Annotated in this window: 12 protein-coding genes; all 12 read left to right on the top strand. The window is 39.9% G+C overall.

Annotated features, from left to right (window positions below; translation table 11 throughout):
* Positions 1 to 166 precede the first annotated feature (166 nt).
* The 12 genes from ACYIB7_RS13190 to ACYIB7_RS13135 all read left to right on the top strand — a co-directional run bounded on the left by ACYIB7_RS13190 (position 167) and on the right by ACYIB7_RS13135 (position 15,031).
* Entirely contained in the window at positions 167 to 2,707 is a 2,541-nt protein-coding gene (locus ACYIB7_RS13190; protein ID WP_480337374.1) for a TonB-dependent receptor, read from the top strand.
* Between the two features lie 116 nt (positions 2,708 to 2,823).
* Positions 2,824 to 4,830 carry a fructose-1,6-bisphosphatase gene (locus tag ACYIB7_RS13185; protein ID WP_480338480.1) on the top strand — a complete coding sequence of 669 codons (2,007 nt, stop codon included), beginning with the start codon at positions 2,824 to 2,826 and terminating at the stop codon, positions 4,828 to 4,830.
* Between the two features lie 485 nt (positions 4,831 to 5,315).
* On the top strand, positions 5,316 to 6,350 hold the full coding sequence (locus ACYIB7_RS13180) for an iron chelate uptake ABC transporter family permease subunit (protein ID WP_480337372.1): 1,035 nt from the start codon (positions 5,316 to 5,318) through the stop codon (positions 6,348 to 6,350).
* 2 nt (positions 6,351 to 6,352) lie between these two features.
* The gene (locus ACYIB7_RS13175) at positions 6,353 to 7,354 is read left to right on the top strand and encodes an ABC transporter ATP-binding protein (RefSeq protein ID WP_480337370.1); all 1,002 of its coding nucleotides are present in this window, start codon (positions 6,353 to 6,355) and stop codon (positions 7,352 to 7,354) included.
* Positions 7,355 to 7,366: 12 nt separating this feature from the next.
* Positions 7,367 to 8,707, top strand: coding sequence for an MATE family efflux transporter (locus tag ACYIB7_RS13170; protein WP_103982664.1), 1,341 nt, complete (start codon positions 7,367 to 7,369; stop codon positions 8,705 to 8,707).
* Between the two features lie 87 nt (positions 8,708 to 8,794).
* Complete coding sequence (locus ACYIB7_RS13165) at positions 8,795 to 9,367, top strand: DUF4251 domain-containing protein (RefSeq protein WP_103982781.1); 573 nt, start codon at positions 8,795 to 8,797, stop codon at positions 9,365 to 9,367.
* 86 nt (positions 9,368 to 9,453) lie between these two features.
* Positions 9,454 to 9,840 carry a co-chaperone GroES gene (locus ACYIB7_RS13160; protein WP_103982663.1) on the top strand — a complete coding sequence of 129 codons (387 nt, stop codon included), beginning with the start codon at positions 9,454 to 9,456 and terminating at the stop codon, positions 9,838 to 9,840.
* A 95-nt stretch (positions 9,841 to 9,935) separates the two neighbouring features.
* Positions 9,936 to 10,733, top strand: coding sequence for a sulfide/dihydroorotate dehydrogenase-like FAD/NAD-binding protein (locus ACYIB7_RS13155; RefSeq protein ID WP_103982662.1), 798 nt, complete (start codon positions 9,936 to 9,938; stop codon positions 10,731 to 10,733).
* Between the two features lie 22 nt (positions 10,734 to 10,755).
* Positions 10,756 to 12,228, top strand: coding sequence for an NADPH-dependent glutamate synthase (gene gltA / locus ACYIB7_RS13150; RefSeq protein ID WP_099464346.1), 1,473 nt, complete (start codon positions 10,756 to 10,758; stop codon positions 12,226 to 12,228).
* Positions 12,229 to 12,303: 75 nt separating this feature from the next.
* A complete protein-coding gene (locus ACYIB7_RS13145; protein ID WP_103982661.1) occupies positions 12,304 to 13,125 on the top strand; it encodes an FAD:protein FMN transferase in 822 nt (273 codons plus the stop codon).
* A gap of 188 nt (positions 13,126 to 13,313) precedes the next feature.
* Entirely contained in the window at positions 13,314 to 13,898 is a 585-nt protein-coding gene (locus ACYIB7_RS13140; RefSeq protein WP_103982660.1) for an RNA polymerase sigma-70 factor, read from the top strand.
* A 98-nt stretch (positions 13,899 to 13,996) separates the two neighbouring features.
* Entirely contained in the window at positions 13,997 to 15,031 is a 1,035-nt protein-coding gene (locus ACYIB7_RS13135) for a FecR family protein (RefSeq protein ID WP_103982659.1), read from the top strand.
* Positions 15,032 to 15,127 lie beyond the last annotated feature (96 nt).

The raw sequence follows: 15,127 nt of genomic DNA, 5'->3' as shown, positions 1-15,127 counted from the left end.
ATTTGTACAAAAATAAAACAATCGACTGTTTGTCATGTATCTAAATGCTTCTTTTTAGACTTCTTTAAAACAAAATTAGCTGTAGAAAGTTTTTATTACATTATATTTGCCACATTTACGAAAGCATCGTAAATGTAAATTATGTATATATTATATAGTTAGATCAATGAATAGAAAACTTTTATCCTTATTTCTGGTGCTAATCAGTGCACTTCCTTTATGTGCTCAGGTAGATAATACCAGTCCCCTTGTTATTAAAGGGCAGGTGGTGGACACGCTAACGAACGAAACAGTTCCGTACGCCACGCTTAATATTGCTTTACAGAGTGCTCCTCAGAAAGCAGTTAAGATGTTAGCATGTGATGTTGATGGTAAATTTGAGACTACGCTGAAAAGTGCCGGTAAATACATCATCTCTATGCAATCTGTTGGAAAAACTCCGGCACAGAAAACGTTTTCCATATCGGAAAAGAATAGTCCGCTGAACTTGGGTAAACTTTACATGAAAGATGATAACCAACGTTTGGGCGAAGTTACCGTTACGGCACAGAAACCTTTGGTAAAAGTGGAAGTTGACAAGCTTACCTATAGCCTGGAGGATGATCCTGAGGCACAAACCAACAATACCCTGGATATGCTTCGCAAGGTTCCGATGATTACGGTGGATGGCGATGATAAAATACAATTGAAAGGTTCTACCAATTATAAAATTTATATGAACGGAAAGCCTTCTAATCTGTTGAGTGGCGAAAATGCATCGGATGTATTGAAAAGTATGCCGGCCAGTTCTATTAAAAATGTTGAAGTTATAACCGATCCGGGAGCCAAGTATGATGCGGAAGGAGTAGGTGGTATTATTAATATTATTACGACAAAGAATGCTTTACAGGGCTATACCGGAACAATCCGTGCCAATGCCAGTACCTTAGGCAGTTTTGGTGGTGGAGGTTATGTCTCACTGAAAGCCGGTAAGTTTGGTATTACAGCCAACTATGGTTATAACAACCGTAATTCTCCATGGAATGATTCTTATGCATTACGTGATAAATCGGGGTATGATTTGGAAATAGACGGTTATGATTCCCGCTTTGAAGAAACAGGCCGCAGTAAGCGCAAAGGTCCTTTTCAATATGGAAATTTGGAAGGCAGTTATGAAATAGATTCGCTGAATTTATTGAGTGTGGGTGTAAACTTGTTCCGGGGCAAATCTAAACGCTTTTCGGAAGTTTCAGGAGTAATGACGGGATTGCCGGAAGCTGAATCTGCTTCTATGGAAAAGTATTACTGGTATGATCGTAACAGTAATACCGAAGGTACTTTTGGCTCTACCGATGTGAATGTGGACTTTCAGCATTCTACCCACAAAAAAGATGAATTGCTGACACTTTCATATCGTTTTAGCCAATCTCCTGATGATAGTGAAAATCATACAGACTTACTGAATGTGGAAAATTATCCTCTTGCCAAAGATTATCCGCAGTGGAATAAAAATAAAGCATCTACAGTAGAGCATACGGCACAGGTGGATTATACAACACCGACGTGGAAAGACCAGACATTGGAGGCTGGTGTAAAATATATCAACCGTCAGAGTAAGAGTGAAACACTAGAGCAGGTTTATCGCGATTCGTTGAATGTCTGGGAAGATGTATCGTCTGAAAATAGCAGGTTCCGTCATATCCAGCATATATATTCGGCTTATCTGAGTTATCAGGTGAAATTTAGCAAGTTTGGAGCAAAAGCCGGTCTTCGTGCGGAAGGAACCAGCTTAAATGCGGAGTTTGCAAAAGTACCGGATATGAACTTCGATGCAAACTATTTTGATCTGGTGCCGAATGCTACGTTAACTTACCAGTTGGATATGTCTACTCAGTTACGTTTAGGGTATAATATGCGCATTCAGCGTCCGGGTATCTGGTATTTGAATCCGTATATAGAAGATTCAAATCCGCAGAATGTTTCCCAGGGGAATCCGAACCTGGACTCAGAGAAGAGTAACAGTGTCAACTTGAATTATAGCAAGTTTGCCCAGAAGTTCAGTGTTAATGCCAGTCTGAGCTACACGTTTGTAAATAATGCGATCGAACGTTATAGCATGATTGCCGATTTTCCGAAGAGTGACCCGCGTTCGCAGTATAATGGTGCGTTATGGAATACGTATGGCAATGTAGGTAAGCGCCAGCAAGTTGGTTTGTTTTTATACGGAAACTGGAATCCGGTTCCTTTGTTCCGTATTTATATGAATGCCGGCCTGGACTATACCGACCTGGAAAGTAAAGCGTTGAATATAGAGAAAGACGGAATAAGCGGCCGTATCTTCATGGGTACGCAGTTTAACCTGCCGAAAGATTTCCGTATTAATGCAAACGGCGGTTATTTCAGTCCATGGATCCAGTTGCAGAGTAAATATAATCCGTTCTATTTTGCAGGCCTGAATGTCAGCAAGGATTTCTTGAAAAAGAAACTGACTGTTTCTTTGGCCGCACAGAATCCGTTCTGGAAAACGATGAAAATGGAGACTACAACTGTTGGAAATAATTTCAAGGATGTTTCTACGGTATGGCGGAGCGCCCGTGAGTTCCGTTTAAGTATATCTTATACCTTCGGCAACCTGAAAGGTGGAGTTAAGAAAGTACGTCGCGGTATTAATAATGATGATATGAAAGGTAATAATAGCGGTAATAGCGAGGGAGGACAATCCATGTAAATTCGGTTTCTCCCGGAAGAAAATTCAAAAGCATTCGGATGAAATCTAAATTTCATCCGAATGCTTTTTTTTATGCTAAAACCTATATCTTTGCTAAAAATAACTCGGTATATAGAATGGATAAAGAGATAACTCCCGAAGTTGTGCTAGGTGATTTGCGTTATCTGCAATTGCTGTCGCGTAGCTTTCCTAATGTGGCAGAGGCCAGTACAGAAATTATTAATCTGGAAGCTATATTGAATTTACCAAAGGGTACGGAACATTTCCTGACGGATATTCATGGCGAACATCAGGCCTTTAACCATGTGCTGAAAAACGCTTCCGGTGCGGTTAAACGTAAAGTGAATGAGATATTCAGCAATACATTGCGGGATTATGAGAAGAAAGAACTTTGTTCCCTTATTTATTATCCGGAAGAAAAACTGGAACTGATTAAATCGAAAGAAGCCGATTTGGACGATTGGTATCTTATTGCATTAAACCAGTTGGTGAAAGTTTGCCGGAATATTTCCTCGAAATATACCCGTTCCAAAGTTCGTAAAGCTTTGCCGAGGGAGTTTTCATATATTATTCAGGAGTTATTGCATGAGTCGTCGATGGAACCGAATAAATCGGCTTATATAGATAAAATTATCAGTACGATAATATCTACAGGCCGGGCTAACGATTTTATCATAGCGATGTGCAACCTGATTCAGCGCCTAACGATTGACCTGTTGCATATTGTGGGCGATATATATGACCGGGGCCCCGGAGCACATATTATAATGGATACGTTATGTGATTATCATAACTTCGATATACAATGGGGCAACCATGACATTCTTTGGATGGGTGCTGCAGCCGGCAATTTGGGAAGTATTGCCAATGTGATACGCATGTCGTTGCGTTATGGTAATCTGGCAACACTGGAAGATGGTTACGGCATCAATCTTTTGCCTTTGGCCACATTTGCAATGGAAGTATATGGAGATGATCCGTGTAAGTTGTTTGTGCCTCGTACCAAGTTTTCGGATAATGTATTTGACGAAAAAACAATCCGGCTGATCTCTCAGATGCATAAAGCGATCACAATCATACAGTTTAAGTTGGAAGGCGAAATAATCCGCCGTCGTCCGGAGTTTGAAATGGATGACCGGATGCTGTTGCATAAGATCGATTTATCGCGTGGAACGGTTCATCTGAATGGTAAAGACTATGAATTAAAAGACAAGAACTGGCCGACAATCGATCCTAAAGATCCGTATGCTCTTTCGGTAGACGAAGAGGATTTGATTCGACGTATCCATCATTCTTTCCAGAGTAGCGAAAAATTGAAGAAGCATATGCGCTGTTTCTTTACGCATGGTAGTATGTATCAGGTATGTAATTCCAACCTGTTGTTTCATGCTTCAGTGCCTTTAAATGAGGACGGTACACTGAAAGAAGTACGTGTGGACGGCAAAATATATAAGGGTAAATTATTGCTTGATAAAGTAGACCAGTTGATCCGCACGGCTTATTTTGATTCCGAAGATACACCCGAGAAGCAGTTTGCCATGGATTATATCTGGTATTTATGGTGTGGAAAAGACTCTCCGTTGTTTGATAAAGGACAGATGGCCACCTTCGAACGCTGCTTTGTGGAAGATAAGGAAATACAAAAGGAAGAAAAAGGAGCTTATTATGTTTTGAGAAAAGAGGAGAAAATATGTGATATGTTGCTGGATGAGTTTGGTGTAACCGGACAGCACAGACATATTATAAACGGACATGTTCCGGTTCGCTCCATCCAGGGAGAGAACCCTATCAAGGCAAATGGTAAGATGCTTGTTATCGATGGTGGTTTCTCAAAAGCTTATCATCCGGAAACAGGTATTGCGGGATATACATTGGTTTATCATTCCCGTGGTTTTCAGTTGGTTCAACACGAACCGTTTGAATCGACTGCAAAAGCGATAGAAGAAGGTCTGGATATTAAATCGACCACTATAGTTGTTGAACTGAGCTCGCATCGCCAGATGGTTCGTGATACGGATAAAGGAATGGAGCTTCAGAAACAGATCTGCGATTTGACGAAATTATTATATGCTTACCGGAATGGATTTATTAAAGAAAGGGAACGGATCGGAAGAAGATCATAATCAGTAAATACACCAGCCCGTTTGTTGTATTTTCCGAAACAGAAACAGGCATTGGTTTGCTTATTTCCGCATATCATGTTTCAGGACACCGGAATCAACAATACTGCCGAAAACGATAACAACCAGAGCTAGCGACGAAAGCAGTATTCGCCAGATACAAGTGTCTGTATTTCAGGATGGAGAATATAGATACAGGTCTGCCGGATTATCGATTCAAAGCAGTGGAACAACAACCAGTTTTAATGCTTTACTGACATCATCGTCTTCACCTTTGAAGCTTTATATTGTGGCGAACGCTACAGATGCAGTTCTTGTAAATGAACCTCAGGCAGGGGATAACGAGGCTTTGGTGAAGGCTAAAATTCTTCAGACTTATGCACAGATGCAGCCAGGCTTATGGCTAATTTGTGGGCATGGATGGTCGAAACAGCACTTTCGAAACCATAAATCAACTGTTTCCGCAAAAAACTTTATATTTTTGCGAGATGAACAGACAGGTGTTGATTTATTATCCATTGTTAAGTACCATTCTGATTTTTCTTTTTATTGGAAGCTTGGTATATGGAGCGGTATCCATACCGGTAGATAGTGTGATGGATATTCTTCTGGGGAAAAATATAGAAAAGATAGCGTGGCAAAATATTGTCTTACAATCTCGCTTACCCCAGGCTTTTACGGCTTTGTTTGCCGGTTCTTCGCTGGCTATAAGCGGATTGTTATTGCAGACGCTTTTCCGCAATCCGTTGGCAGGACCTTCTATATTGGGTATAAGTGATGGCGCAAATCTGGGAGTAGCTGCCGTTATGTTGTATTTTGGGGGTTCCTTAAGCCAGATAACCGATTGGCCGATTAATGGCTATCTGGCTGTCATTCTTGCGGCTTTTCTGGGGGCTTGTGTGATTCTTGGAATCATTATCTATTTTTCTTCTAAGGTGAAAAATAATGTAATGTTGCTGATTATCGGTATTATGATAGGTTACCTGGTCTCTTCGTTTATTTCTATTTTGAATTATTATTCTTCGGCCGACCGTGTGCATGCTTTTGTGATGTGGGGATTAGGCAATTTTTCCGGAGTATCGTTGGAGCAGCTTCCTTTCTTTGGTTGTTGTACATTGTTCGGGTTGTTATTTGCCATTTTGCTGATAAAACCGCTTAATGCGCTTTTGTTAGGAGAATTATATGCGGCTAACTTAGGCATAAAGATAAAACGTACACGTATTTTGATATTATTATGCACAGGTGTATTAACGGCCACAGCTACGGCCTTTTGCGGGCCTATTTCTTTTATAGGTCTGGCCGTTCCTCATATTGCGCGTTTAATGCTGGGCACTTCCAATCATAAGATGCTGGTTCCCGTAACAATACTTTCCGGTGCATGTGTAGCTCTGCTTTGCAATATGTTGATGGTGATTCCCGGAAGTAATAATATACTTCCCTTGAATGCCGTTACTCCTATGCTGGGTGCCCCGGTGATCATTTATGTGATTATTAATCGTAAAAATATCCAATACTTTAACTAAATATGGCTGATAATGCAACAATAGAAACAACAAACCTGAGTATTGGATATGTGCTGAAGAACGGGCGGCGAAAAAAGGTACACGAGCAATTGGATTTAGTCCTGCATCCCGGAGAAGTTACATGCCTACTTGGATTGAATGGGGCAGGCAAGTCAACCTTGTTGCGTACGCTTTGTGGCTTTCAACCGCCATTGGCTGGTTCTATTCGCTTGATGGGTAAACCGTTGGAGGAATATTCCCAACATAAATTTGCTTTAACTGTCGGTGTTGTGCTTACAGAGAAAACGAATGCCGGCGGTATCACTGTATATGAGTTGGTTTCTTTAGGGAGACATCCTTATACAGGTTTTTTCGGACAATTGAAACCTCATGATAAAGAAATAATTTCACAGTCGCTCGAATCTGCCGGTATTGCCCATAAAGCGAATAATTATGTGTCGGAACTGAGCGATGGAGAACGGCAAAAGGCAATGATTGCTAAAGCTTTGGCCCAACAATGTCCGGTTATTTTATTAGATGAACCCACTGCCTTCCTGGATGTGACGAGCCGTATAGAGACGATGGTATTACTTCATAAACTTGCAACAGAACAAAAGAAGACAATTCTATTATCTACGCATGATTTGGATCTGGCTATCCAAATGGGAGATTGCCTTTGGTTGCAGGAAAAAGGACGCCCTATGGCGTGCGGTACACCGGAAGATTTGATTTTGAGCGGAGCTTTTGGAACCTTTTTTGGAAAGGAAGGCATTATATTTGATCCATCTACAGGAAAGTTGAATGTAGAAGCGCCAACTTGCCCGGTTGGGGTCGAAGGGGACTTTCAGACTTCTTATTGGGTCGGAAATGCTTTGGTACGTAATGGGTATCGCCCGGCTCCGGTAAATGAGAAATATGTAAATATTAATTGTAAATCATCGGACTGCATGATGATAAACTGGCCGGATGGAATGCAGAAACAGGCTGGAAGTGTTGCTGAATTGATCAACGAAATCAGAAAATAACAGGTATTATATATGACTAATGAAATTACGTGGCGGCTTGAACATGAAAAGGTAAGCCGGCTCTTATTGCACTATGCTATCCCTGCCGTAATCGGTACGATGGTAAATGCTTTGTATAATATTGTAGACCGGATTTTTATAGGCCAGGGTGTGGGAGCTCTGGCAATTTCGGGCCTTACGCTTACATTTCCTATAATGTTGTTTATGCAGGCCTTTGGGATGTTGGTCGGTATAGGGGCTGCTACGCGGGTCTCCATATTTCTGGGACGGAAAGAACTTGGGCAAGCTGAGCATGTTCTGGGAAATGCCTTGACCATGACTTTGCTGTTTGGTGTGCTGACCATTGTGCCGGCTATGATTTTTATAAAAGACCTTTTGCTTTGGTTTGGTGGCAGCGAACAAACCATTCCTTATGCCGAGGCTTATTTATATATTGCTATTCCGGCTAATTTACTGGCTTCATTAAGCTTTAGCTTTAATGCAGTGATGCGTGCATCGGGCTATCCCAAGAAAGCCATGTTCTATATGTTACTGGGAGCTGTGCTGAACGTAATTTTAGATCCGGTTTTTATTTTTGTATTTGATCTGGGGATTCGCGGAGCTGCAATTGCCACCGTTATTTCTATGGCTATCAGTGCGGCATTCGTATTAAGCCATTTTTTGAGTAAAGAGAGCCTGATTCGTTTCCGGAAGAAGTACATGGCACTGGACTGGAAAACCGTCTGGATTATATTGACAATAGGAGTTTCTCCTTTTGCTATGCAATTGGCAGGAAGTATGGTCAGTGTATTTCTTAATAATGCATTGTTACGTGAAGGTGGAGATTTGGCGATAGGAGCTGTCGGTATTATCAATAGCGTAGGTATGTTGTTGGTTATGCTGATTATCGGTATAGCCCAGGGAACACAACCGATTGTGGGCTTCAATTATGGTGCCGGACTGCACCAGCGTGTTCATGATACGTTACGTTTAGCTATTATTACGGCCACATGTATTACTACTTCGGGCTGGTTGTGCTGCGAGTTGTTTCCGTCAATAATAGTGAAGGGCTTTACCTTGGATCCTGAGTTGATAAAGATTGCCTCTAATGGTTTACGTTTGAACCTGATGGGCTTTTTGGTTGTTGGTTCGCAGATCGTTATTAGCCAGTTCTTTCAAAGTATTGGCTTTGCGTGGAAAGCAATGTTTTTAAGCCTGAGCAGGCAGGTGTTGTTTTTGATTCCTGCCATATTGGTTCTTTCTTCCATATATGGATTAGACGGTGTATGGCTAACAGGCCCTTTTTCAGATATACTGGCTGCAATAGTTGCTTGGGGATTCTTGATTCATCACGTTAAAAATGCAAAAAAGTGAATTGCGGAAATGAACATATATGTTTCTTTACATGTATATTAGTTGAGTGGTAGTTCACTAAATATAAACAATAAAATAATGAGACGTATGAAAAAAGTATTGTTATTACTTGCAGTCTTGATATTCGGGGCAGGTTCAATGATGGCACAACAGGATAAAGCTGCAGAAAGAGCTGCAAAAAAAGCTGAAAAGGAAGCAAAAAAAGCTGCAGAGGAAGCAGAAAATAATGCCTTGTTTGAGCAAGCCATTCAAGCACTAAACGATAAGAATTTTGTATTGGAAGCTGAAAGAGTAGAATTTAAACGCGGCAGCTTTGCTTATGTTACCCCTTCAACTAATTTTGTTTCTTTGAAAGGTAATAAAGCAACAATACAATTGGCATTTAACGGTGCATTTTCCGGACCGAATGGGATAGGTGGTATTACGGTAGATGGAAATGCATCTAACATAGAAATGAAAACAGACAAAAAAGGTAATGTTACTTTTAGCATGATGGTACAGGGGGTTGCCGTTTCTGCTAACGTTACTTTCCGCATGATAAAAGGTTCGAATAAATGTACCGCAACGGTAAGTCCGAACTTTAATAGTAATAGAATATCATTTACCGGTAATTTGTATCCTACCGAACAATCAAATGTATATAAAGGACGTGCTTTATAATCATTTTGATATATAGAATGAAAGAGACGTAGTGTTGCTGCGTCTCTTTTTTTATATCTTTGTACATTATATAAATTTTATACGTTATGCAATTATCCATAGATCAGAAAGACATTGACAAATTCTTAATGATAGGAGATAAGGTGCTGATTAAGCCTAAGAATCCGCAAAGTCAGACCAAAACAGGATTATATTTGCCTCCATCAGTACAAGAAGGCGAAAAAATACAGGTTGGATATATCATCAAAACCGGGCCTGGTTATCCTCTTCCTTCTCAAACAGAGGAACCTGAAGTTTGGCAAAAGAAAAAAGATGAAGAAGTCCATTATTTGCCTTTACAGGCACATGAAGGAGATCTGGCTGTTTATTTGCAAAATGCCGCTTATGAAATCAATTTCAATGAAGAGAAATTTCTTATTGTACCTCATTCCGCTATTTTAATGCTAATGAGAGATGAGGGATTGTTTGAATAATGCCTTTTTGTTTAACAAAATAGTTACAGATTAACTTTTTTGATGTATTTTTGCAACCTAAACAAGATGACAAACTATCAACTGTAACGATTATAATGAATAAAATTGTAAGTAAAGAACATTTCTCTGCAAATGTAGTAAAGTTGGAAGTGGAAGCTCCTCTGATTGCCCGCTCACGTAAAGCAGGCCACTTCGTGATTGTAAAAGTTGGCGAAAAAGGCGAGCGTATTCCTTTAACTATAGCGGGTGCAGACACAGAAAAAGGTACGATAACTCTGGTGATTCAGACGGTGGGTGGTTCTTCCCGAAAGATATGTGACCTGAATGTAGGCGATTATATTACAGATCTTGTGGGTCCGCTTGGACAAGCTACACATGTTGAGAAAGTAGGGACAGTAGTTTGTGCCGGTGGCGGTGTGGGTGTTGCTCCATTGCTTCCTATTGTAGAGGCTTTCCATAAAGCCGGAAATCGTGTGATTGTTGTATTGGCAGCCCGTACGAAAGACTTGGTTATTTTAGAAGAACAGATGCGTGCAAATGCTGATGAAGTTATTATTATGACAGATGACGGGTCTTATGGTGCTAAGGGCTTGGTTACAAACGGTGTTGAAAGTGTCATCAACCGTGAGAAAGTGGATATGTGTGTGACGATAGGTCCGGCTGTTATGATGAAATTTGTTTCTGCTCTTACAAAGAAATATGAAATACCTACAGTAGCCTCTTTAAATACAATCATGGTAGATGGCACAGGAATGTGTGGAGCTTGCCGTATTACAGTTGGAGGAAAAACTAAGTTTGTATGCGTAGACGGTCCTGAATTTGATGCTCATCAGGTCGATTTTGATGAGATGATAATGCGTCTGGGTGCTTATAGAAATATTGAAAAGAAGTAACAAAACGGTTTTATATAGAATCATGACAACAGAAGAAATGATTGCAGCCCGTCGTGCTGAGCCTTGGAGAGAAGCATTGCGTAAAAGCAAAAAAAATAAAGAGCGTGCGGATATTCCCCGCGTAAAAATGAATGAGCTGGATCCTGAATACCGCAGCCATACCCGGTTGGAAGAAGTTAACCTGGGTTTGACAAAAGAACAGGCAATGCAGGAGGCTCAGCGTTGTTTAGACTGCCCAAATCCTACATGTATGCAGGGTTGCCCAGTGAGCATTAATATCCCGACATTTATAAAAAATGTAGAACGTGGCGAATTTCTTGAGGCTGCTAAAGTTTTGAAAGAGACAAGTGCCCTTCCTGCAGTTTGCGGACGTGTTTGTCCACAGGAAAAACAATGTGAAAGCAAATGTATTCATTTAAAGATGGGCAAAGAAGCTGTTGCTATTGGTTATTTGGAACGTTTTGCGGCAGATTATGAACGTGAGAGCGGTAATATATCGGTTCCGGAGATTGCGGAGAAGAAGGATATTAAGATTGCTGTTATCGGTTCTGGCCCTGCCGGTCTTTCTTTTGCCGGAGATATGGCAAAGAGGGGATATGATGTCACCGTGTTTGAAGCATTGCATGAAATAGGAGGCGTATTGAAATATGGTATTCCTGAATTTCGGTTGCCAAATAAAATTGTAGATGTCGAGATTGACGGCCTTCGTAAGATGGGGGTTCATTTTTTCTCTAATTGTATTGTTGGCAAAACAATCAGTTATGAAGATCTGCATGCCGAAGGTTTCAAAGGCGTTTTTGTTGCCAGTGGAGCAGGACTTCCTAATTTTATGAATATTCCGGGCGAGAATTTAGTTGGTGTTATGTCTTCAAATGAATATCTTACTCGCGTAAACCTTATGGATGCAGCTAACCCGGAAAGTGATACGCCTGTGTTGCAAGGGAAGAAGGTTGCTGTTATAGGTGGAGGTAATACTGCAATGGACTCTGTCCGTACAGCCCGCCGCTTGGGTGCCGAACGCGCTATAATTGTATATCGTCGAAGTGAAGATGAGATGCCGGCACGTTTGGAAGAAGTAAAGCATGCCAAGGAAGAAGGTGTAGAGTTTATGACTTTGCATAATCCGGTTGAATATATCGGAGATGATAAAGGATGCGTTAAGCAGATGAAATTACAGAGGATGCAACTTGGCGAACCGGATGCTTCCGGACGCCGTAGTCCGGTTCCTGTAGAAGGGGCTATAGAGACTATTGATGTGGATGAAGTAATTGTAAGCGTTGGTGTTTCACCTAATCCACTTGTTCCTCGTGCCTTTGAAGGTTTAGAGGTTAGCCGTAAGGGAACTATTGTGGTGAATGAAGAATCCATGAAATCTGCTTTAGGCGATGTCTATGCAGGTGGAGATATTGTAAGAGGCGGTGCTACCGTAATATTGGCTATGGGTGACGGACGAAGAGCCGCTGCAGCAATGGACGCTGATTTACAGTCATTGTAATTTATATAATATATGAATGCTTTCCTTAACATAAAGGTTTAGGGAAAGCATTTTTTTTTGAGTAAAACCACGTATATGATAAACATAAGCACCAACTACTATGAATCGTCACACATGTTTCATGGAAATATGTCCATTATTATGGGGACGAGATTGGATGTTATTCTTTTAGGGCAGGAGAAATACAGGTTGGAAGCTGCCTGGAATCGAATGCAAGAAGAGGTAATAAGGCTTGACAAGATGCTCAACCGTTTCGATCCGGAGAGTGAAATTTACGTCTTGAACCAAACCGCCTCACATAATCCAGCCAAAGTTAATGATGAATTATGGCATATTCTGCTTCATTGTAAGCAATACTACACTTTGACCGAGGGCTATTTTGATATTAGCTTGAAAGATTATTCGCGTGTTGTGCTGGAGCAAGCAACTCAAACAGTTTTATTTGATATACCGGATATTTATTTGGATTTGGGTGGGTATGCCAAAGGGTATGCACTGAATAAAATGCGTGAAATATTGCAACAAGAAGGCATAACGCAAGCGCTGATTAATTTTGGTAACAGTTCTGTTCTTGGCATAGGAAGCCATCCGTACGGAGACTGTTGGTCTGTGGGAATTGATAATCCGTATTGTCCGGGTGAAATATTAGGTGAAGTGCAGCTAAAAGACAGTGCTATGTCTACTTCGGGAAATATGCCGAGTCATCCGCAACATATTGTAAACCCTATGACGCATGAATATATCACCGAACATAAGTTGGTCACAATTATTGCATCCGATGCCGTGGATGCTGAAGTCCTTTCTACCGTTTTAATGGCTGCGGATACCGAACAAGCCGAACGAATAAAACAAAGATTTACTATAGATTATAGCCGGATATTTATTTTGCCCGGATAATTATTTGTCCTTATGATTTTTTTGAATCATAAGTATGATATTTTAAAACCATAACGATGAACCGGAAAAGAGAAAAGGTTGATTTTTATCCCTGATGAACAATTCAAGTTGAAACTTTTATTGTTTTTTTATGGTTTATATAAAAAAAGGTTTTATTTTGGGGCAGTAAAACCACGTTGAAATTTTTTATGAGTAAAATCAAGCATAATGACATTGATGCGTTCTTGCTGGATCGAATTGCCGATAATGATGAAAAAGCCTTTTCTTCATTATTTTCAGAATATTATGCCGATTTTGTAGTATTTGCCGGTTCATTTTTGGGAAAAAGAGAAGATTCTGAAGAAATTGTACAAGAAGTTTTTGTTGAATTATGGGAATCAAGAAAACGGTTAAAACGCGATCGCTCCTTAAGATCATATTTACTGACCATAATTCATAATAAATGCATGGATGCTCTCCGGCATGATCAGATAAAACAGAATTATGTGGAATATATCATTAAAGAGGATGCAGAGAATCCGTATGATGTGGAGTCTTCCGTTTTTTTATCCGATTTACAATATCGGTTAAAAGAGGCATTTGCTAAATTGCCGGCAGATTTGTTAATCCCTTTTAAAATGAATCGTTTCGATGGAAAGAAGTATCAGGAAATATCTGATGAATTAGGACTTCCCTTGCGTACTATTGAATTTCGTATCTCCAGGGCACTTAAATTGATCCGGATGTATCTGAAAGAATATTTTATATTTTGCCTGCTTTTGGGTCTCATATAACCTGTTTTTCGTAATCATATATATTTTTTGAAAAAAGTGTACATTTTTACTGCGATAAAAATGTGCCCAAACGTATTATATATGTAAAACAGAATCTGATGGAACAAAATAAAGATATAGAATTGCTTTTAAGTAGGCTTTTTGCAAATGAAGAACTTACTTCTGATGAAAAACTGTTCATCGATGAATGGTTTAGTATGTCCGAAGAAAACAGATACTATTATAATGAACTACGGTTAATATGGGGAAATGCGAATCCTGCGTTTCCCAGAGATGAAATAGATGTGGAAAAAGCAAAACGACGTGTGTTGCAAACAATTCGCAAACGGAGAAGTAAAATAAATGTAGTGGTTCATATATTTCGTACGGTGGCGGCTATATTGTTTATTCCTTTGTTGTTAACTCTTGGATATATGTATAATGCGACAGACAAAGAGGAGAATGAACAGGTTGTGTATAATGAAGTTTTTGCTGATTCATTTACACGCTCTGCCGTAATATTGCCTGACGGTTCGAAAATATGGCTGAATTCGAAGAGTTCGTTGATATATCCGCTTAAATTTAAAGATTCTCGGCGTGAAGTGGAGTTAAAAGGTGAAGGTTATTTTGAAGTTCATGCAGATAAAAATTCTCCTTTTATTGTAACCTGTAATTCTCAAAAAATAGTTGCAACAGGAACGAAATTTTCGGTACAAGCCTATAATCCGGAGAATATGATCGTATCATTGGGCGAAGGGGTTGTGACTGTGAAACGGCCGGATGATAGCAATTTAGCCCAATTGAAACCAAACCAAACACTTAAATATAATTCCATACAGGATGCATCGGTGGTTATAACGGAGGATGTTTATAAACGTTATGCATGGAAAGATGCTAAAATAGTATTCCGTAATGACCCCTTGGATGAGGTTATGGAGCGTTTGAGCCGGATATACAATGTGAGAATAATAATCAGTGATCCGGAAATTAAGAAATATACCTTGAGAGCCACGTTTGAAGATGAAACCATTAATGACATTTTATTTCTTATAAAAGCTACTTCTCCTATTATGTATAAGGAGTTACCACGTAGTATAGATGAAAAGACCGGAAATATAAATCAGAAAACCTTTGTGATATCTAAGCGTAAGTAATGTAAAACCACAAAAAAGAATATGTATATGGAGTAAAAGAAAACAGTAAAAAAAGTGGGTAAAAGTATTAGATACCTTTACCCAAAACCAAAGTAT

It is taken from the genome of Parabacteroides sp. KHUB-03 (assembly GCF_056640975.1).
Note: the sequence above shows the minus strand (reverse complement) of the source record. Positions and strands in the feature narration are given on the sequence as shown.